Source organism: Desulfosarcina widdelii (genome assembly GCF_009688965.1).
Taxonomy (GTDB): domain Bacteria; phylum Desulfobacterota; class Desulfobacteria; order Desulfobacterales; family Desulfosarcinaceae; genus Desulfosarcina; species Desulfosarcina widdelii.
The window spans coordinates 3,416,666-3,434,655 of sequence record NZ_AP021875.1 but is presented as its reverse complement, the minus strand read 5'-3'; the positions used below and the strand labels follow the sequence as shown (position 1 = coordinate 3,434,655).

At 50.0% G+C, this 17,990-nt stretch carries 20 protein-coding genes; 12 read left to right on the top strand and 8 right to left on the bottom strand.

Annotated features, from left to right (window positions below; translation table 11 throughout):
• Positions 1 to 117: 117 nt before the first annotated feature.
• Positions 118 to 540: an SAM-dependent methyltransferase gene (locus GN111_RS15945; RefSeq protein ID WP_155304696.1), complete on the bottom strand. Its 423-nt coding sequence runs from the start codon at positions 538 to 540 to the stop codon at positions 118 to 120.
• Between the two features lie 291 nt (positions 541 to 831).
• Between GN111_RS15945 and GN111_RS15940 the strand changes: the two genes are divergently transcribed.
• From GN111_RS15940 to GN111_RS15925, 4 genes are all read left to right on the top strand, one after another.
• On the top strand, positions 832 to 1,566 hold the full coding sequence (locus GN111_RS15940) for an MBL fold metallo-hydrolase (RefSeq protein ID WP_155304695.1): 735 nt from the start codon (positions 832 to 834) through the stop codon (positions 1,564 to 1,566).
• Between the two features lie 7 nt (positions 1,567 to 1,573).
• A complete protein-coding gene (locus GN111_RS15935; protein WP_155304694.1) occupies positions 1,574 to 2,242 on the top strand; it encodes an LON peptidase substrate-binding domain-containing protein in 669 nt (222 codons plus the stop codon).
• Between the two features lie 86 nt (positions 2,243 to 2,328).
• Positions 2,329 to 3,015 carry a haloacid dehalogenase type II gene (locus tag GN111_RS15930; RefSeq protein WP_155304693.1) on the top strand — a complete coding sequence of 229 codons (687 nt, stop codon included), beginning with the start codon at positions 2,329 to 2,331 and terminating at the stop codon, positions 3,013 to 3,015.
• A 203-nt stretch (positions 3,016 to 3,218) separates the two neighbouring features.
• A complete protein-coding gene (locus tag GN111_RS15925) occupies positions 3,219 to 4,430 on the top strand; it encodes a DEAD/DEAH box helicase (protein WP_331457726.1) in 1,212 nt (403 codons plus the stop codon).
• 4 nt (positions 4,431 to 4,434) lie between these two features.
• Here GN111_RS15925 and GN111_RS15920 read toward each other — a convergent pair whose 3' ends face one another.
• Positions 4,435 to 4,611, bottom strand: coding sequence for a hypothetical protein (locus GN111_RS15920; protein ID WP_155304691.1), 177 nt, complete (start codon positions 4,609 to 4,611; stop codon positions 4,435 to 4,437).
• Between the two features lie 4 nt (positions 4,612 to 4,615).
• A complete protein-coding gene (locus GN111_RS15915; RefSeq protein ID WP_155304690.1) occupies positions 4,616 to 5,572 on the bottom strand; it encodes a hypothetical protein in 957 nt (318 codons plus the stop codon).
• Between the two features lie 125 nt (positions 5,573 to 5,697).
• Between GN111_RS15915 and GN111_RS15910 the strand changes: the two genes are divergently transcribed.
• Positions 5,698 to 6,051, top strand: a complete 354-nt coding sequence (locus GN111_RS15910) for a GIY-YIG nuclease family protein (protein ID WP_155304689.1) — start codon at positions 5,698 to 5,700, stop codon at positions 6,049 to 6,051.
• A gap of 249 nt (positions 6,052 to 6,300) precedes the next feature.
• On the opposite strand, the gene GN111_RS15905 is transcribed toward GN111_RS15910, so the two are convergent.
• Positions 6,301 to 6,546, bottom strand: a complete 246-nt coding sequence (locus GN111_RS15905) for a hypothetical protein (RefSeq protein ID WP_155304688.1) — start codon at positions 6,544 to 6,546, stop codon at positions 6,301 to 6,303.
• A gap of 523 nt (positions 6,547 to 7,069) precedes the next feature.
• Here GN111_RS15905 and GN111_RS15900 point away from each other — a divergent pair.
• Positions 7,070 to 7,441 carry a response regulator gene (locus GN111_RS15900; RefSeq protein ID WP_155304687.1) on the top strand — a complete coding sequence of 124 codons (372 nt, stop codon included), beginning with the start codon at positions 7,070 to 7,072 and terminating at the stop codon, positions 7,439 to 7,441.
• A gap of 26 nt (positions 7,442 to 7,467) precedes the next feature.
• Complete coding sequence (locus GN111_RS15895; protein ID WP_155304686.1) at positions 7,468 to 10,290, top strand: molybdopterin-dependent oxidoreductase; 2,823 nt, start codon at positions 7,468 to 7,470, stop codon at positions 10,288 to 10,290.
• Between the two features lie 80 nt (positions 10,291 to 10,370).
• Here GN111_RS15895 and pyk read toward each other — a convergent pair whose 3' ends face one another.
• Positions 10,371 to 11,825: a pyruvate kinase gene (gene pyk, locus GN111_RS15890; RefSeq protein WP_155304685.1), complete on the bottom strand. Its 1,455-nt coding sequence runs from the start codon at positions 11,823 to 11,825 to the stop codon at positions 10,371 to 10,373.
• Positions 11,826 to 12,069: 244 nt separating this feature from the next.
• Here pyk and GN111_RS15885 point away from each other — a divergent pair, with 244 nt between their 5' ends.
• Positions 12,070 to 12,390: a PilZ domain-containing protein gene (locus GN111_RS15885; RefSeq protein WP_155304684.1), complete on the top strand. Its 321-nt coding sequence runs from the start codon at positions 12,070 to 12,072 to the stop codon at positions 12,388 to 12,390.
• A 379-nt stretch (positions 12,391 to 12,769) separates the two neighbouring features.
• Complete coding sequence (locus GN111_RS15880; protein ID WP_155304683.1) at positions 12,770 to 13,252, top strand: GNAT family N-acetyltransferase; 483 nt, start codon at positions 12,770 to 12,772, stop codon at positions 13,250 to 13,252.
• Between the two features lie 82 nt (positions 13,253 to 13,334).
• Here the strand turns inward: GN111_RS15880 and GN111_RS15875 are convergent, their stop codons facing one another.
• The 3 genes from GN111_RS15875 to GN111_RS15865 all read right to left on the bottom strand — a co-directional run bounded on the left by GN111_RS15875 (position 13,335) and on the right by GN111_RS15865 (position 14,794).
• Positions 13,335 to 13,865, bottom strand: coding sequence for a hypothetical protein (locus GN111_RS15875; protein WP_155304682.1), 531 nt, complete (start codon positions 13,863 to 13,865; stop codon positions 13,335 to 13,337).
• A gap of 56 nt (positions 13,866 to 13,921) precedes the next feature.
• Positions 13,922 to 14,356 carry a MarR family winged helix-turn-helix transcriptional regulator gene (locus GN111_RS15870; RefSeq protein ID WP_155304681.1) on the bottom strand — a complete coding sequence of 145 codons (435 nt, stop codon included), beginning with the start codon at positions 14,354 to 14,356 and terminating at the stop codon, positions 13,922 to 13,924.
• Positions 14,357 to 14,563: 207 nt separating this feature from the next.
• Complete coding sequence (locus GN111_RS15865; protein WP_155304680.1) at positions 14,564 to 14,794, bottom strand: hypothetical protein; 231 nt, start codon at positions 14,792 to 14,794, stop codon at positions 14,564 to 14,566.
• A 118-nt stretch (positions 14,795 to 14,912) separates the two neighbouring features.
• Here GN111_RS15865 and GN111_RS15860 point away from each other — a divergent pair, with 118 nt between their 5' ends.
• From GN111_RS15860 to GN111_RS15850, 3 genes are read left to right on the top strand one after another with little or no spacing between them, the layout of a single operon-like run.
• Positions 14,913 to 15,683, top strand: coding sequence for a hypothetical protein (locus tag GN111_RS15860; RefSeq protein WP_155304679.1), 771 nt, complete (start codon positions 14,913 to 14,915; stop codon positions 15,681 to 15,683).
• Positions 15,665 to 16,825 (top strand): hypothetical protein, encoded by a 1,161-nt coding sequence (locus GN111_RS15855; RefSeq protein ID WP_155304678.1) that lies wholly within the window; start codon positions 15,665 to 15,667, stop codon positions 16,823 to 16,825. The genes GN111_RS15860 and GN111_RS15855 overlap by 19 nt, the downstream gene beginning before the upstream one ends.
• A gap of 1 nt (position 16,826) precedes the next feature.
• Positions 16,827 to 17,924 (top strand): S1 family peptidase, encoded by a 1,098-nt coding sequence (locus GN111_RS15850; protein WP_155304677.1) that lies wholly within the window; start codon positions 16,827 to 16,829, stop codon positions 17,922 to 17,924.
• Positions 17,925 to 17,990: the final 66 nt, after the last annotated feature.

The window sequence follows — 17,990 nt, the reverse complement described above, 5'->3', positions numbered from 1 at the left end:
GCCACGTGTAAAATGTGGGAATAGATATGGGTTTTGTCAACCGATACTCGGCGGCATGGCGGGGTCAGCCGGCGCCGGTAGCGGCGGAAGTCCCTGCTCCACGGTGGGCGGGAAACTTCAGTCGGCGTCTTCACGGCTCGGCAGGTTCGAGTCTTTGTCGACGAAAGGTTTGATGTCCAGGATGGGGGTGCCTTCAATCATGTCCATGCCGCGTACGCCAATCACGTTGGCATCGCGCGACAGCACCTCCAGCACCGACAACCCGATGGAGTTCGGCCGCCTGGGTGAGCAGATGCTGAACACCCCGAAAGGCCGCTGCCGATGGGGCGGGGTCTGCTTGAGTAGATTGGGTGAGAAGGGCGGGCTTTTGTGAAAATGGAACAGCACCACGATTCGCTGCCCGACAGCGATGTCCGCAAGGGCTTCGGTGTATTGGGGATCGATGACCAAAGTGCCTTCCACGTCCGACACCGTCCAGTGCCGGGGGATGTTGTCCGTGCTCGGGTGAGCCGTTCCAATGGAGGTGAATGTGATTTCCATGGGCAACCTTCTCTACATGTAAGTCCTTGTTTATCGAAAGCGGCTGCGGCCTGAAATTGAGTGCGGCCAGACCGTCTTCTTCCGAATCTTTCTATTTGGTATCACCTCAAATGGCAATAGTCACCCGAAGATCGTGTCAGGAAGATCCCATCGACATCGGTATCGGGAACGATATCGATGATAAGTCCTTCTGCTTGACTTAAGGTCGCTTCGGTGCAACCTTTTTTCGTAAGCGTTCACAGGGTACCGCATCTGCTTTGTTCCCGGGAACTTGAAGGTTGACCAAACCGTCTGCGTACCCGACGCCTCACATCTGCGGCACCCTGTAAACGCTTCGACCACGTCTGCGGGATCCCGGAACTCAAGCGCCATTTCCCCGATGCCAAAACGCTCGCCTCCCCGGCCGCAGCCAAGGTCCTGGACAATCCTAAGATCATGGCCGGCTTTTTCGATCAGGACCGGCAAGTCGCCTATCCCGAAAGCCAACCGTCCGGAGGTTCTGCCAGACGACCGTCCCCACCGCAGCGTATTGCGGTGGATCGAACGGTGAAGGGGGGTGATCGGATCGGGTTGAAAAGCGGTGGAGATCTGGAATTGATCGACGCACCGGGCCACAGCCCCTGCGGTCTGGCAGCGTGGCTGGAGAAGGATCGCGTGCTGTTTGTCTCCGATGCCCTTGGTTTTCAAATTTCCGAAAAAATCATCTTTCCGGTTTTTTTCCACGCCTACCGGTCTTACATTGATACTATCGAACACCTGGCGGCTTACCCGGCTAACGTGCTGGCGTTTCCGCACGGGGCCATCCGGCGGGGACAGGACGTGAAAACGGTTTTCCAGCGATCCTTGTCCGCGGCCCGGGACGTTCGGGAAGAGATCGTGGCGGAAACCGGCCGGGGACGGGACGCTGCCGAATTGAAGCAGATGCTTTTCAACCGGTTTTACCAGGAAAAATTGAGGATTTATGCCCCCGAGAACATCCGGCTTTGTGTGGACCTGCTGGTGAGAAGAAGCCTTGAAAACCGTTGAGGTACCCATGACAGAATTCGTAAAAATTCCACTTTTTCCGCTGGGTGTGGTTCTGCTGCCGGGCATGCATATGCCGCTGCACATCTTCGAGGAACGGTATAAACAGATGATTTCCGAATGTCTGGCGCAAGAAAGGCCCTTCGGAATCGTGCTGTTCGACGGTGGGTCCATCCGGTCGGTGGGCTGCATGGCTCGGATCACAAAAGTTCTCAAGCGCTACGATGACGGCCGCATGGATATCATGACCCGTGGCGGCAAGCGTTTCGTCATCCGGGAGATGCTCCAGGACCGTTCCTACATGGAGGCGCGCGTTTTTTTCTTCGACGATGCGCTCGAAGATGCCCCCGTCCGCGAGCTGGAGCAGGCTGTGAATGCCGCCTTAAAACTGATCGAATCGTCGCCCGATATCGACAGGTTTCCGTCAGCTCTCGGCGAAACGGTCGATCCGAAATCGCTCGCCTTTGCCATCGCGGCCATGGAAGGCTTTACACCCGCGGAACGCCAGGGAATTCTCGAGATGACCTCGCCTCTCGAACGGCTGGAGAAGTGTGTTCAGGCGCTTTCCCGAATCGTGGCCCGCAATCGGCTGACCCTGGAGATCCGGCAGTTGATCAGCGGCAATGGCCATCCGACAAAAAGTATTCTCAGGGAATTGGAAGATCAATCGAAGGGCTGACGGGGCGGGCCGGGATCGCTGTTCCGGTGACACCAAAAAATCATCAAAATGTTGTTCTCACCCCATGAATTCGAAAGGAGGCCTTCATGTCTATCACCGGCACCATCGAAGGAATCAAGGCTTGCGTGTTCGATGCCTACGGAACGCTTTTCGATGTACACTCGGCCGTCGGAAAACATCGTCACCGACTGGGCGACAGTGCCGATCCGGTGTCCATCCTGTGGCGGACCAAGCAGTTGGAGTACACCTGGCTGCGAAGTCTGATGGGGTATCATGCGGACTTCTGGCAGGTTACCGGCGATGCGCTGGACTTCGCCTTTGACATGCACCATATCGACAATCCCGATCTTCGCCGGGACCTCATGGAGGCCTATCTGAAGCTGGATTGCTATCCGGAGGTGCCTGCAGCGCTTGCGACCCTGAAAGACAGGGGGCTGAGGCTGGCCATTTTATCCAACGGGACGCCGGCCATGCTCGATGCAGCAGTCAAAAACTCCGGAATCGAAGGGCTGATCGAGAAAAATTTTTCCGTTGAAGATGTGGGTATTTTCAAGCCCGATCCCCGTGTTTATCGCATTGCCGTGGACGGTTTGAAGGTCAAACCCGAGGAGATCGTGTTCCAGTCCTCCAATGCGTGGGATGCCGCGGGGGCGTCCGCTTTTGGCTTCAAGGTCGCTTGGGTGAACCGTTTCGGCCAGAGCGAAGAGCGGCTGCCGGGGCGTCCGGACGCGGAAATTGGCGATCTCATGAAATTGCCCGACCTTCTTATCTGACGGCTATTGTGTTGCAGCAGCCAAACCGAGCGTTTCAAATCGCTTGACAGCAATCCAGGTTGCCTGTATGGTCGCCACCAATTAATGGTGTTCCTGGTTGTAACTAAAAATCACGTAAGCCCCGGAATTTCTCCGGGGCTTTTTTCATTTGGAGCACAGAAAGAAGGTACCGATTGAATTTTGACGTTTTTCATTTTCATCCCATGGTTGCCGCTGGTGTTGCCGCAGCGGATTTCAAAAGCCCGACACCGATTCAAAAGCGGGCGATCCCCCATATCGTTGAAGGCCAGGACGTGATGGGGCTGGCACAAACGGGCACGGGTAAAACCGCGGCATTCGTTCTTCCGATACTCCATCGGCTGATGAAAGGACATCACGGAATTACTCGCGCCCTGATCGTTGCACCAACCCGCGAACTGGCTGAACAGATTCATCAAGCGGTTAAAACGCTCGGACATCACACGCACCTCAGAAGCGTTGCTGTCTATGGCGGTGTGGGAATCCATCGGCAGATTCAAAATCTGAAGCGGGCCGATATCGTTGTGGCCTGTCCCGGTCGCCTGCTTGACCATATCGGTCGCAGCAGCATCGATCTTTCCAGGCTGGAAGTGCTGGTCCTGGATGAAGCCGATCAGATGCTGGATATGGGCTTCCTTCCCGATATCAGGCGGATTGTCAGCCATCTGCCGGCCGAACGCCAGACGATGGTCTTCTCGGCAACCATGCCTCCGGAAATCCGGCATTTGGCCAAAAACATCCTGCACGACCCCGCCACGGTCCAGGTCGGCATCACCGCACCAGCCGATACGGTCAGTCACGCATTTTATCCGGTTTCGCAGCAATTAAAAACGGCATTGCTTTTACAGCTTCTGAAAAATACGGATACCCGATCCGTGCTGGTTTTCACCAGAACCAAGCATCGCGCCAGAAGCCTGGGAAAAAAGCTTTCCGCGGCAGGATACAACTCGACGTCGCTGGAGGGAAATCTTTCCCAGTCCCGCCGTCGGGCATCGCTCGAAGGCTTCCGTGACGGTAAATTTCAGATTATGGTGGCCACCGACATTGCTGCCCGAGGAATAGATGTTACCCGGATTTCGCATGTCATCAACTTTGATATTCCTTCCACCCCCGATGCATACATTCACCGCATCGGACGAACAGGCCGCGCGACCCGCAGTGGCGAAGCGTTTACCCTTGTTACCCATGAAGACAGGAAAATGGTGCACGCCATTAATCGGGTGATGGGTTCTACCATCGAGCAACGCATTTTACCTGCGTTTGACTATGGCGACCCATCGATGGATCGTATCAGCCGTCTGGCTGCGTCTGAACAACCACAGCGAAAATTTCTCAGAGGCCGAAAAAGACGGCATGGAGCAACGCCCACCTCAAAAAATTACCGTCTGCGCAAATAATCGATTACGGTTCCCTATAATACTCCAGTTGTCGGGTTCCCACGCTCTGAGCGTGGGAACCCCATACCTGCCGGATGAAATCCAAAACCATCGCCTTATGGTTGGCCGAATGAACGAACCGGTTTTTGATTGCGATGGTGCCGATGGCTGTGGGGGCGGACATGGATGTCATCAAATGCATTATTTTATTGATCCATTTCCCAGTTCAGATACCTGCGCCAGATGCGAAACCAGATACGGGAAATGGAATCGACGGCATCGGCCAGGACCGCAACGCTCCAGCCCTCGAAGGTGACAGCCGGATTGAGGTGCGGATAGGTGGCGGTGGTCACGGTGGTGTGATCGTGTCCTTGCGGAATCAAGGCATAGGCCGCCAGGTAGCTGTGCTGGCATACGGCGGTGATAAAATCCCAGACATTGTTGTTGTCGCCAGCCCAGCCGATGCGAAAGGGCCGGGCGTCGAGTTCGGCTTCCACCAGCGACAGCACCGAACCGTCATCGGGGGCCGTTAGTTGGGGATCGTACAGCGGGTAGCCTCCCGCGTCATAGATGAACCGCTGGTTAAGGACATCGATCCGGCAGCGCTCCTCGACGGCCTTTTCCCATTGCTTTTCGATGTGGCCGTGGATATCCGCTCCCGATGAAAAACTGCGGCTGTCGCAGTGAAGGGGCATGTGGGCATCGGATACGTAATGGCTGAGCATGAACAGCAGTTGGGCGATGTGGTTGTCCGTCGCCGCCACGGCCGAACCCTTCTCTTCGTTGAACTGGATCTTCAGGTTGTCGATCACCGCGTGGGCCAGGGCTTCGCAGCGGTCGGGAAGGTTGTCGTCTGGATCGATCGCATACGGCTGCTGATAAAGGCCTGAGGCTGTACGGTAATCGCGCATGAGGCTGGTGCTGGGCAGCTCCTTGAACCGGCTGTCGCCGGCCGCTGCCGGGGTAAATTTGAGGACATGGCTGTTGGCGTTGTCTTTTATAACCGAATCCGGGTACCAGGCACCCCGGATCACGCCGTCCTTGTTGTTCTTGAACCAGCGGATCAGGTCGTCGGCAATGGTTCGGTTGTTGTCGGTCAAACTGGCATTCTCCAGGCGTTTGATAGCCGTAAACGCCAGCCAGGCATGAGTGAACTGTTTCACGGATCGCCTCCCTGGTGAATTGTGGACGTCGAAGGTTCGATGAGTTAAAACGCAAAGCGGATGTGCTATAAAAGGTCTGACCCAAAAAAATTTAACGTTGACCGTCGTTATAGCGCAAGCCCAAAATGGCGATATCCATCAGTCAGGATTCAACGGATCTTGAAGCCGGCCAGGAAACCAAAGGAGCGCATCGCTTGTCGAAACTGGAGAAGAATTGGGTCGTATACCTGGTCCGGTGCAGCGATCATTCACTGTATTGCGGGATCAGCAGCGATCTGGAAAAACGGCTGGAGTGCCATAACCAGGGAACCGGTGCCAAATACACCCGATCCCGCAGACCGGTGAAGCTTCTGGCCGCCAGCGCCGGCATGACCAAAAGCGATGCACTCAAGCTGGAATATCGCATCAAACAAACGCCTGCCGACAAAAAACTTTCCGTTCTCGAAAACCTCGGGCAGGACGTCTGCAGGCCCGATTAGCCGGTTTGCATGGGACCGGCGTCTTCGAAAAGGGCTCTTGCCCTGGCCTTGCCATGGCGTTTCACTAAACGCCCCATTGCCCATCCGTTTTTTTTTACCCGTTCACGGGGTTGAAATGCCTAATGTGCCACAGCTGCCTGATCAGTAAGCGTCTGCAGGGTGCCGCAGCTGTGAGGCACCGGGCACGCAGACGGTTTGGTCAACCTTCAAGCGCCCGGGAACAAATCAGATTCGGTACCCTGTGAGCGCTTACGTTTTTTCTATCAGCCAGGCATAGTCCATTCCCGGTCCGATGCATTTCCATCCTTCGCGTATCAACTGGCTGCCGGTCTTTTTAAAGTCGATTCCCTCGATCCGGTCCACCACATGCACGGCGTTGTCTTCAGTCAGCCAGAAAGACACGGCGATACCGGTCTTGTGAAGAAGGACGCAGCGACCGGACTGATCCTGAAAGAGCCGCTGCTGTCCCGGCGAAATTTCCACGGATTTTTTCATGTGCCTGATTTCCCGTTCAATATGCTAAAGGAAGCAGAATAGCAAACCGATTGCTATCCCTGCCGCCCGGAAATCCGATTCGGTATGATGAAATCGGATTTCCGGGCTTGTTTATTTTTCCGGCACCCCGCCCCCTTCCGGTAACTTCTCCCCCGTTATGACCACCGACGTCATCAACAGGAAAAAGATGTACGAAAACAAACTGAAATCAAAATGATGCGAACGGACAACGTTATGATGTCATTCTTGGTTTTTCTTGACATTACCGGAAAAGACCAATAATTACGAGTTATGGGATAATGCTCTATACAGATGCGTCTAAAAACGCTTTCGAATATATTCATTTATCACCCGTCGCCGGTGCCGGAAATAATGCATGGTGACGATCTCCTCTGGCGCGCCAGCCGCTTGATTGCCTGATCATGTGATTTTGGAAGATGATGTAAAATAAATAGTTTTGCAACTGATGGAAAATGATTCTGTCGTACAAGGACTCTAACGAATTTATTTCAGGAGGTGAACTATGGCTCAAATACTGGCCTACGATTCCGATCTGGCAATGAACTGGGATGTAGTGTCTTCCTTGGGGCACGATGTCGCAACATTCAACGATCCCGGAGAAACGATCGATTTTGCCCGGGAAAACAAAGTGGATATCGCGCTTTTATCAAATGCTGAAGGCATCGACATGATCAAACATTTACGGGAGATATCCCCTAATTTCAAGGTGGTGATCTTTTGTGATGCTCCCGACATTATGGAAGTCCGCCGGGCGCTCAGGCTTGCCCCCTGTTCGTTTCTGTTCAAGCCGATCGTCAGGGAAGAATTGGACGCCTGTCTCAAACGCGCCCTTTTGAAAGGGAAGAGCACCATTAAAGGCAGCCTTAACGTTTAATCCATCCAATCATTATGGAGCAGACCATGGAAACCAAAGAACTTGCCGCAGCAAGATTTACCATTCAGCGATTTCTGGCTACTATTTTCGCGGACGAGATCAGTGAAGAACTATACAAGGCCCTAAAAAGCGAGGCTTTCCTGGAAGCCCTGAAGGATGCATCGGGACGATTTTATTCAAAAGAGATGCGCCATGGTACACATGTGCTGTTCGAGTTCATGGACAGCGCAGGAATAGATACCTTCCAGAACCTGAAATACGAATATGCGGATCTTTTTCTCAATGCCGGCGACAACCCGGTTATTCCTTATGAATCGTTTTACGCGGACAGGGAACCTACACTTTACGGCGAGACGGTTTTTCAGATGAGGGAATCTTTAAGAAAACATAGCCTTCACAAAGATCCGCAGTATCCGGAGCCGGAAGATCACATCTCCGTCGAATTTGATTTTCTGGCCGAACTGAACCGGCGGGAGGAGGTCGGCGACAGGTCCGCAGCAGAAACCCGCAAGGATTTCGGACGGCGGCATATGGCTTGGCGAACGGAATTTTGTGCTGTTCTTCATTCCGCCGACAAGTCCGGTTTTTACAAAGCTTTTGCGGAACTGACCCTAGCGTATCTGTATGTGGCCCACTTGGAATCCGTTCCCCGTGAGGAAGTGGCACCCGTGGACCCGGCAGCCGATTTGATTGAACTCGGCAAGGTGTTTAGACTTTTGCCTCTGGCAAAAGAGTCCTTTCTTTTGAAACCGGGAGCGATCGATCCTCTTCCGGCCCGGACCGTGCCGACCCATTGCTACGCCTGCGGGGCGCTGTGCGGGATGACCGCCAAGCTCAAGGATGGGGTGTTGATGTCCACAGCAGGATTGCAGGGAGATATTAAAGGTGGCGGGCGGCTTTGCCCCAAGGGCGCATCTGCAAGGCACCACGTCTATTCGGCCTACCGACTTAAATCGCCGCTAATCAAGGAAAATGGTCGTTTTCGAAAAGCTTCGTGGGATGAAGCACTCGATAAAGTCGTCGCAGATTTTAAATCGTTGGATCCGAACCGGATCGGGTACATGCGGGGCAATGACTTTACCAATTGGATCCATGAAGCGCTTTTCGATCATCTGGGATGCCCCAAGACCACCCATCGCCCCATGTGCGACAACGCCAACCGCATGTCCAACGAGCATAACCTGAGCGACAAGCGGCCATGGATCAATTACCAGGAGGCGGACTACATTCTCCATTTCGGGATGAACGAACTGTCTACCTCCTATGGTCAGAGAAAAACGGCCCAGCTAAAAGCGGCTGTTGCCCGGGGAGCCAAACTGGTGGTGCTGGACCCGAGGCGTTCTGAAACGGCGGCCCTGGCAACGGAATGGATCCCAATCAAGCCGTCCACGGATGCGGCGGTCGCTCTTGCCATGTGCCATGTCATCATTAAAAACGGGCTTTACGACAGGGATTTCGTGGCGAATTGGACGACCGGATTCGAAGAGTTCAAAAAGCGAGTGATGGGGGAAGACGACGATACCCCCAAAACACCGACTTGGGCTTCCCGAATCAGCGGTGTTCCGGCTGAAACCATCGAGCGCATTGCCCTTGAATTCGCCAAATCGACGGCCAAGGGCGCCATGTCGTGGACAGGACTGGCCCAGGTTCCCAACGGTATGTATGCTACCGCTGCTCTCCAGGCATTGAACGGGCTGTGCGGCACATTCGATGCGCCGGGCGGTCCTTCGCTGCCATTCAAACGCAAGCTTAAGCCTGCCTGGGGCAAAGGCCAGGAAAAGCCACCCAAAGGCAACGCGCCCAAATTGAACAAACTGGGCATGTGGTCCGGGTGGGCCCCTGCCTACCTGCTTGATGATGTCGATTCCGGTAAGCTTGAGGGGATGATCTGCTATTTTGGCGATCCGGTGCTGAGTTGGGGAAACCAGGAAGCAATCACCGAAGCGATCAATAAGATGAAATTCAAGGTCTGTATTGACGCCTTCATGTGCAATACAGCGCTTTTGTGTGATGTTGTTCTGCCGGACGCCACCTGGCTTGAGCAGAGCCAGATCAAACCCGACTGGCTGTATGAAGCCCAGATTAGTTATTGGGCCGAGGTGATCCCACCGCTGTATCAATCCAAGTCCATGTACTGGATCACCATGGAACTGGCTGACCGGATGGGATTGGGCCACTTTTTCCCATGGAAAACCATCGAGGAAGCGTTTGAAAACCAGTTGGACGGATTGCCATGCACTCTGGACCAGTTGAAGAAGAAAGGCTATGTGATTACGGACGAAGCATCCTACTATAAATACAAAAAGTGGGGCTCTCTCAATCCACCGGAGGGATATGGCTCATCGGGCAATACTAAAACCGGAAAGTACAATTTTGTCAACCCGGTAGCCCAGGAAAAAGGTGTGGATCCGCTGCCCAACTATCATGACGGTCCGCCAGACCTGGCCACCGATGCCACCTATCCGTTTCACTTCGGGAATTTCCGTATTTTCGAGCATGAGCACTCTTCCACATTCAGCGACTGGGCGCTTATGAAGTCAATGAGTTCGAATCCCTTGTGGATCAACAAGATGGATGCCCATGATCTTCAAATTTCCGAAGGTGACCGGGTCAGGCTCAAGTCCCCATGGGGACAGGTGGAGATGACAGCGCATCCCACTTACGATATCATGCCCGGTATATTGGGCGCCGCCGGTGGTTTCGGTCACTTGCGGGGGCTGGAGGGCGATCCCAAGTTCCCCCAATTCGGCGGGCAGAATCCACCCGGCATTCAAAAGCCCAACATCTCTGAGGAAATGGGAGGGACCCCCCTGCTCAAGTACATAAAAACGAGGATCGAGAAAATTTAAGGGCCATTTTTTGACTACAGCAGCCGGCGATTTTTATAAAAATCACCGGCTGCTTTCGTATTTTTTTCGAAGGCAGAAAATTATGCGTCGGATTTCCCGGTCAGTCCATCCTCGATAATGTCTTTAACCGAATACACTTCAAGCAGATTGGTTCCTCTTTTGGTCATCAGGTTGCTGCCCGAAATAATGATAATTCGATCCTGTTCGGAAAGAATACCGGTTTTGTAATAGTGCTCAATGAGTTGATAAGACATGGCATAGTGATTCAGGTCCAGGGTTGCGTCTATATCCAGCCTTGGAAACACACCCCAAACCAGGTGCAATAGCTGGACAACGATGGAATCTCTGGTGCTCGCTAAAATCGGGCATTTGGGTTTGAAGCGTGAGACATTTCTGGCCGTAAAACCGGATTCTGTCGGCGTCAGAATCGCCTTGGCGCCAAGCTCCTCGGAAGCGTGATAGGCCGCTTTGGCGATGTATTGAGCAATGCCGGTCCGCCCCACCTCTTCCTTTCTTCGATATTTTTTGATGATGCCGCTCACCTGTTTCTCATACTGATTCGAGATGAGGCGCATCATTTCAACCGAGCGGATGGGATATTTCCCCGTTGCGGTTTCCGCGCTCAACATAATGGCGTCTGCACCCTGTAATATGGCATGGGCAACATCGTTGACCTCGGCACGTGTCGGACGCGCGTTTTCGCGCATGGATTCCAACATCTGAGTGGCAACGATAACCGGTTTGCCGGCCTGATTGCATTGTTTGATGATTCTGTTTTGAATCTCGGGAACTTCCTGAAGCGGAAGTTCAACGCCCAGGTCTCCCCTGGCGACCATGATCCCATCGGATTCTTCCAGAATCTCTTCCAGATTGGCAACGGCCTCACCCGTTTCGATTTTAGAGAAGAGCATCATCGTCGTCCCCAGTGCGGCCAGATATGATTTGAGGGACTTGATGTCATCGGCGCTGCGAACGAAAGATACGGCCATTAAACGAATTTTCTTCTCTACGGCAAATTGGATGTCTTGCTTGTCGCGCTCCGTGAGAAAAGGCAATTGAACGCGGTAGCCTTGAATGGTTACCTTTTTACCCGTCCCAATGGGACCGTCATTGATCACCCGGACGAACAACGCGTTGCCTTCCTGTTTTACAACTTCCGATTCGACCAGTCCGTCATCGAAAAGAATGCGGGTTCCAACGGGAATTTCATCCAGATGCGGATAATCGACAGGTATCGTATCGGGTTCCATCTGGGTTTCGGATTCGATCAAACGCAATGTTGAACCAACGCCAACATCCACGGCATTGTTGAGAATCTTTCCGGTTCTGATCTCCGGTCCCTTGGTATCGATCAGGATGGGAAAGTTGTCGTTAAGCTTCCTGATATTTTGAATATATTCGGTTTGCGAAGATCGGTCTCCATGCGACATGTTGATGCGGATCGCATTTATCCCGGCATCGAATAGCTTCCGGATCGTTTCCGGTTGGCATGTGGCTGGACCGATGGTTGCTAAAATTTTAGTAAAATTATTCATAGGATCCTTTAGTGCCCTGTCCTTGTGTGTGGACCTGAGATTTGCGATTATTCATTTCGCTAAAGAATGATCGCATAGTAATTCAATGTCAAATTAGACTTTTGTAAAAGGTGAACCGCAAATGGATTACATAGCACCATCTAACCGAAATTTGACTTGTCAGCCTCTCCATTGTCTGCCATAAAAAGGCATAAAAAACCTTAATGCATTAATAAAAAAGAAAATTTGGTGTGACTGTCTGAAAATGCGTGAATATAAAAGAGTCAGGATCGAGCATCCGATCATTTACACATGCATGACTTCCGAGGGCGAAATAGACCGTCAAGGTGTGGGAACCGCCCTGAATATCAGCCCCAATGGAATGATGGTTGAGGCGTCCGAAGCGATTCATGCAAAATCCGTTAAAATCAGAGCTTCTGTCGGCGGCGGATTAAACGTGGAAACCATGGCGGAAACCGTTTATTGCATCCCCCATACCCCGAATAAATATCGGACGGGTTTCAGATTAAGCGCCACCGCGAGCGAAGCCCTGCGTTTCACGAACGAGATTTTGAAGTTATATTAAATTCCCGCCTTATATAGAACCTCCGGCTATTTCAACGCGAAAATTTTCCTCCGTGATTGCGCCAAATCGCTGCTTTTTCCGAAACCCAACATGACCATCCGGTAATGTTGAGATCATTCCCCGGCAAGGTTAAGCCTGCATATCGGATTTTAACACGGCGTCACTGAACCGGACCACCGTGTTGGCCTCCTCCTCTTCATTAAGCCGGACTGCCGAATGGCGGCCCGGCTTCCCCTTTTTTTGCGATGTCCTTCATCACAAGTCGCCTTGACGAATTCCTGATTTTCCAGCTCTGAACAGAATGTATTCTGGAATTTCCATCGGAATATGCTAATGACACCGTTTGGTCGAAAGATATCCTATAATGTCGGAGGTTAGAATGGGAAAGATCGTTATTCGGAAGGCAACATCCGAAGATGCAGGCTTGATCCTCGGTTTTGTCAAAGAACTGGCCGTTTATGAAAAAATGGAAAATGACGTCGTGGCCACCGTTGACGGGTTACGCGAATCCTTGCTGTCCGAGGGTGCCAGCGCGAAAGCCCTGATCGTTTCCCTGGACGATGAACCCGTCGGATATGCCGTTTTCTTCTATAATTACTCGACCTGGTTGGGGAAAAACGGATTGTACCTCGAAGACTTGTACATCACCCGGAAACACAGAGGGTGCGGCGCTGGAAAGGCCGCGCTGCGCTATCTGGCCAAATTGGCTGTCGACCAGGGTTGCGGCCGTTTTGAATGGAGCGTGCTGGACTGGAACGAACCAGCCATCCAATTTTATCGAAGCATCCATGCAACGCCGCAAAACGATTGGGTTCTCTACCGACTTGACGGCGAGGCGCTGTCCGATTTTGCGGGTTCATGATTGAGAACTTGCCGTCAGGTCTGCCTTGGATGGTTGAATCCAAAATATCCCATAGTGAGCCAGGTCGAAGGGCGCTGTAAATTTACACCTGCTCATTGAAACTACATTTAAAGTGCCCCTGGCAGCGGCCCTGTTCGGCCATGAGGCAGTTTTTAAGTACAGGGTTCATTTCAAAGGGGATGTCAAGGCAGGTGAGCCAGCATTGAATGCGATAAAGAACGCCGCATCGGTATTGGTTTTCCACTTCCAGGCGTTTCACTCCATTGTAGGCAAAACACCCTTTTTCATTGAAGTGCCAGAATATGGTATCCGGTGCATCGAAACCGATGGTCACATTCATGAAATCCGGAATCAGCAATTCCCGGACATTCTGGAAAAAGGCCTTGAATCCCTCAAAGCTTTTTATCTGATCCCGAGACAGGTTCATGGTTTTCAGAAACCGCCCAATTTCGACATCCACCATGGATTTAATGGCCGCCCGGTTCAACTGGTTCGCCTGGTCAACGCCTTGGGTGAAAAGGGTATTGGCAAACCACATGGCATCATGGGTCATCCAGCATTTGCAGATCAGTTCCTTGATTTCGTGACGGGTCAGTCTTTCGATAAGGGTCAAAACGTCCTCCTTTCCGGGGTAATATAGTTCGATGTCGAACTATATGGTGAAAATTTTTACCGCGGCCAGCGATCATTAATCTGCTTTAGAATACGAACCACCTGTTTTCTCTCTTCCTCCGGCGTATCCTTGTAGACGCGGTCAATAAGTTTGCGGCTGATATCGATCAGATGAGGCTTCAGGGCTTTTCCTTCCTGGGTCAAAGAAACGTGGAATACCCTTGAATCCTCGTTGTCCCGGGTTTTAACCACAAAACCCAATTGTACCAGCTTGTCCACCAAGTTAGTGACCGTGGATTTTGTCCGGTCCACCCGGTCAGCAAGCTCTTTCATCGTGGGGCGGTCGCTGGTAAACAAGGCCAGAAGAAGATCGCCGTGGATGGGTTTGAGGCCGTTAAGCTTTCGGGCGGAAAGTTCCGCCGTGATGAACCGGTTGGCTTTTTCCCTGATTCTTGAAATCAGGGAAATGATGATGTCGGTTTCGAAGTCCATGAGGTGATAATAGTTCGATCTCGAACTATATGTCAAGATGCGAAAGGTGAGACCGCCTCTCAAGATTCAGCCCGGTTGCACAAACTTCATGGCATGAAAAAAGACTTTGCAGGTGCCGACGCTTGCAAGGATGTTTGAAAGGCGAATGTTCGGGTATTGATCGCTGTAGGTCACAACGAATAATGTCAATGACCTCTATAAACTATGTCAATACCCTTTGATTTTACATGATGATTTGTCAATTTCCGACCAATATCCTATCGATACCCGCTCTGCCCAAAAACGGGTCGCTCCTGTCACGAGCGATTTTTTAATCGAACCATCCAGACTGCCTTTCTGGAAAGGAAAGGTATGCCCGGATTTTTTTTCTTTTAAATTTAAAATCTTAGACTTAGAAGATTGATGGCGTCCCCGACTCGCCCAAGTATGGTCAGCCATGTAAAAAGCTGATGAGTCTTTACAAAAAAGTTGATGCTATGAGATAATAATTAGCATTCAGACCGTTTATATTTGTAGCCCCTTGTCTTTCTTAATATTGTACAGAATAGGTAAAGCGATGAAAAATAATCTTTTCATTCAGTTTGCCATTTTTGTGGTTTTGTTTTTTCAATTTATTGCAGTTAAACCCGCAGCAAGCGATACCAACTGTGTACGATCGCTGATATCACCAGGTGAAAATCCACTACGCTATAAAGAAAGAGGTGGCAGGTGCGAAGGTCTGTATGAAAAACCAAAAAAAGGTTCCTTATATTTGGTCTCATTCTGCCAGCCTGCTGATTCGACTTTACATGAACGACCTGAAAGCCTGCCGCTAAAGTGGAGCAACCAAAATAGCGATCCGGTACATCTTAGCGGGTATGTACTGAATTATCCATACTCTGACAGCTATCAGATGGACAAAATAATGGATAAAAATCCAGGGAAATATAACTGGCCCTTGGGGTTTATTTATGCTCTCAATATAGAAGCAAAAGAGATAGGTATCGTTTGCCGAACTATATTGGCCAAGGGAAATACTGAAAAAGAAATTTATTACCCGATAAAGATTTCCTCTACGGTTCCCAATACCTATAAACTGGTGTTTAAATCAGATTACTATTTATATGATATAACTTACAGCTTAGCTTCGGTGGATCAACAAAGCGGTTTTCCCATTCATTATTTTCACCAATCAAAGCCGGTGGCGAAATTTAAAGGGCCAGATGAATTGATAATCATCAATATAGAAGGTGGTATGCAAACTGGGTACTATCAGTTTCAGATAAATGCTTTTTATGGATCTGATCATCTTCCGACAGGTGAGATTATATGGTTTTTTCACGACTGAAAGCAAAAAGCCATAAGAATTTTAATTTGTGTCCTATTGAGCAAATGGTTGAAAAACATTTAAAACAATTATGCGATAATCTGTCGAATGGAGAAAAAATAAGTGATGAGCAAATCGAACGTATACTAAATCTTAAGACTATCTGCAATACCTTTAATCAAAAAGAAGACAAGCGTAATCCATGGTTTATACTGACTGTCTTTCTTTCTGTTCTCGTCATAATTAGCGCCCTATTATTTATAAATGTCGGCGATACCAGAATCGATGCCGACCTGTTATTATCTGGCCTGAGCTTTAGTCCAATTTCAAAAAGTCAAATAATTTCATCTCCTATTGCGATAGAAAGTGCATCACTTTCAGGGATTCAAAGAGCATTTTTTCCTCCACAAGCCAACCAAAAAATACTCGAATTAAGCCAACCCATGCTCAATTTTCAACATAATTCTGCTACACCAAATTCCACTGCGAATAATATAGTACTCAACAAAGTAGTCGTGGCTAAAGAAGATACCATTGAATTGATGCGTGAAAAAGACCAGTGGATTTTAAAAATATATAATCAAAACAATAAGCCGATAAAAAGTGAGATTTCTCTAAGTATCCAAGGCGAAATAGCTGTTCGTTATGCTGAGGCAGAATCTAAAATGGTATACAGCGATCCTGTTTTGCCCCAATTCTTATGGCATCCATCCGGGTTCAAATTGCAATTTATGGTAAGCAAAGGCATAAATGATCTTGTTATAGAGCAACTTGCTATAGATTATCTTTCGTTATCCAAGAGGGAAAACCTTAGTGAAACTTCACATCCTGTCTTTTCATGGCGATCTTCAATTGTAGCTGGAGACCTTTATCTTGAAGAATTAAAAGGTGAAAAGCTTAGTTTGCGCTATGGTGAAAATCTGCAACTTGATTTGGTTTCGGGCACAGTCCGTCTGGTCAAAACCGAAGCGCAGCACCTTCGTGCTTTATTTCATGGCACCACTCGCGAGCTATATTTGGGCGAGAAAGCCAACGCGTTAAACCTAATGCCTACACTGCTGGAATTGGCAAAGTCTCAAAAAGCGATGGCTTTGCTATGGTTTTCGAGCCTTTATGTATTTGGCATTGTCTATACAGCCATAAAGTGGTGGAAAGGATTTTGATATGATTTGTCGAACATGTGCCCGCAATATTTTTAAAACTGTTTTGTTTGCGGCAGTCATTTTGCTGTGCATAGCAAAAGCCGATGTTCGAGCCGATAGTGCCTTGAACTCAGAAAGGCGAGTAAAACAGGCAAAGAAAATTGTCGCTATGATCAGCGGTGAGTTCAAAGATGCTCCTTGTGTAGGAACCGGTATCGTGTTTGGCGCAGCTAATAACCGGCTATATATAGCAACAGCACGCCATATTGTTAGAAAAGATCCCAATTTTTCGGGTGAATCGGCTGTTGAAGATGCTCACAATATTAAAGTGGAGTTTTCTCAGCTGCCAGGCGAAAAATTCACCGCCAAATTGCTTTCGGACTACCGGGAAGCCAAAGAGACCGACCTTGCCGTGCTTGTAGTGACCCATGCAGAATCGTTGGGGCTGACAAGGCAGCTTTTTCCGTTTGCGATCATAGATGAAAATACCGATATGGCGTGGGGCGATAGCCTTCATGCCATCACGCATGAAAAAGGCCAAAAATGGTCCTTGAACGCCATACCCTTTAAATTTAAAAAAAAGCGCCTTGCCGATTATGAGTTCGAAGCGACAAACCTTCCCCCTGGCTCATCTGGCGGTGCATTGTTTACCACGGACTTGAAGCTAATCGGAATGATAAAAAGATCCAATTTAAACGATGGCATTGCCCTAAGGATCGATAGCATGACAGCAATATTAAAAAATTGGGGCCTGCCGGTGTCATTACGACAATGGCGAGCTAAAGACGCACTTGGAATAAAAAACACACAAATCATAACCCTTACGAAAAAGTCGCGGTTTTTTCATCCTGACGGCTTGAGCTTTAGCGCTTGCGACATCTGCAAAGAGACAGTTGTTTTTTGTGACCGCTGGGTACATGAACTAGAAGATTTAAAAGATAAAAGGGTGCGAATCGTTTCTCTTAAAGAGGCCGACAATCCAGATATACTACAGGAAGTCGTCACCGCAGCAGGTGGAAAGCCATTTAAAATACCTTTTGCTGAATTGTACCCTTCTTTGGAAAAAGGCGTTATCCAATGTGTCATGACAGATGTTCAATACATCGACCGCTTACCATAGCAAATTGACAACACAGGTTGATAAAGACCCTGTTTTTTGTACCCCATATTGTACCCCAAAGGAAAA

Excerpts from the sequence above, each read along its gene's own strand:
- GN111_RS15885 (WP_155304684.1), top strand. The coding sequence starts at position 12,070 with ATGCGTGAATATAAAAGAGTCAGGATCGAGCATCCGATCATTTACACA.
- GN111_RS15895 (WP_155304686.1), top strand. The coding sequence starts at position 7,468 with ATGGAAACCAAAGAACTTGCCGCAGCAAGATTTACCATTCAGCGATTT.
- GN111_RS15935 (WP_155304694.1), top strand. The coding sequence starts at position 1,574 with ATGACAGAATTCGTAAAAATTCCACTTTTTCCGCTGGGTGTGGTTCTG.
- GN111_RS15945 (WP_155304696.1), bottom strand. The coding sequence starts at position 540 with ATGGAAATCACATTCACCTCCATTGGAACGGCTCACCCGAGCACGGAC.
- GN111_RS15900 (WP_155304687.1), top strand. The coding sequence starts at position 7,070 with ATGGCTCAAATACTGGCCTACGATTCCGATCTGGCAATGAACTGGGAT.
- GN111_RS15880 (WP_155304683.1), top strand. The coding sequence starts at position 12,770 with ATGGGAAAGATCGTTATTCGGAAGGCAACATCCGAAGATGCAGGCTTG.
- GN111_RS15905 (WP_155304688.1), bottom strand. The coding sequence starts at position 6,546 with ATGAAAAAATCCGTGGAAATTTCGCCGGGACAGCAGCGGCTCTTTCAG.
- GN111_RS15930 (WP_155304693.1), top strand. The coding sequence starts at position 2,329 with ATGTCTATCACCGGCACCATCGAAGGAATCAAGGCTTGCGTGTTCGAT.
- GN111_RS15920 (WP_155304691.1), bottom strand. The coding sequence starts at position 4,611 with ATGCATTTGATGACATCCATGTCCGCCCCCACAGCCATCGGCACCATC.
- GN111_RS15855 (WP_155304678.1), top strand. The coding sequence starts at position 15,665 with ATGGTTTTTTCACGACTGAAAGCAAAAAGCCATAAGAATTTTAATTTG.
- pyk (WP_155304685.1), bottom strand. The coding sequence starts at position 11,825 with ATGAATAATTTTACTAAAATTTTAGCAACCATCGGTCCAGCCACATGC.
- GN111_RS15850 (WP_155304677.1), top strand. The coding sequence starts at position 16,827 with ATGATTTGTCGAACATGTGCCCGCAATATTTTTAAAACTGTTTTGTTT.
- GN111_RS15860 (WP_155304679.1), top strand. The coding sequence starts at position 14,913 with ATGAAAAATAATCTTTTCATTCAGTTTGCCATTTTTGTGGTTTTGTTT.
- GN111_RS15925 (WP_331457726.1), top strand. The coding sequence starts at position 3,219 with ATGGTTGCCGCTGGTGTTGCCGCAGCGGATTTCAAAAGCCCGACACCG.
- GN111_RS15865 (WP_155304680.1), bottom strand. The coding sequence starts at position 14,794 with ATGGCTGACCATACTTGGGCGAGTCGGGGACGCCATCAATCTTCTAAG.
- GN111_RS15870 (WP_155304681.1), bottom strand. The coding sequence starts at position 14,356 with ATGGACTTCGAAACCGACATCATCATTTCCCTGATTTCAAGAATCAGG.
- GN111_RS15910 (WP_155304689.1), top strand. The coding sequence starts at position 5,698 with ATGGCGATATCCATCAGTCAGGATTCAACGGATCTTGAAGCCGGCCAG.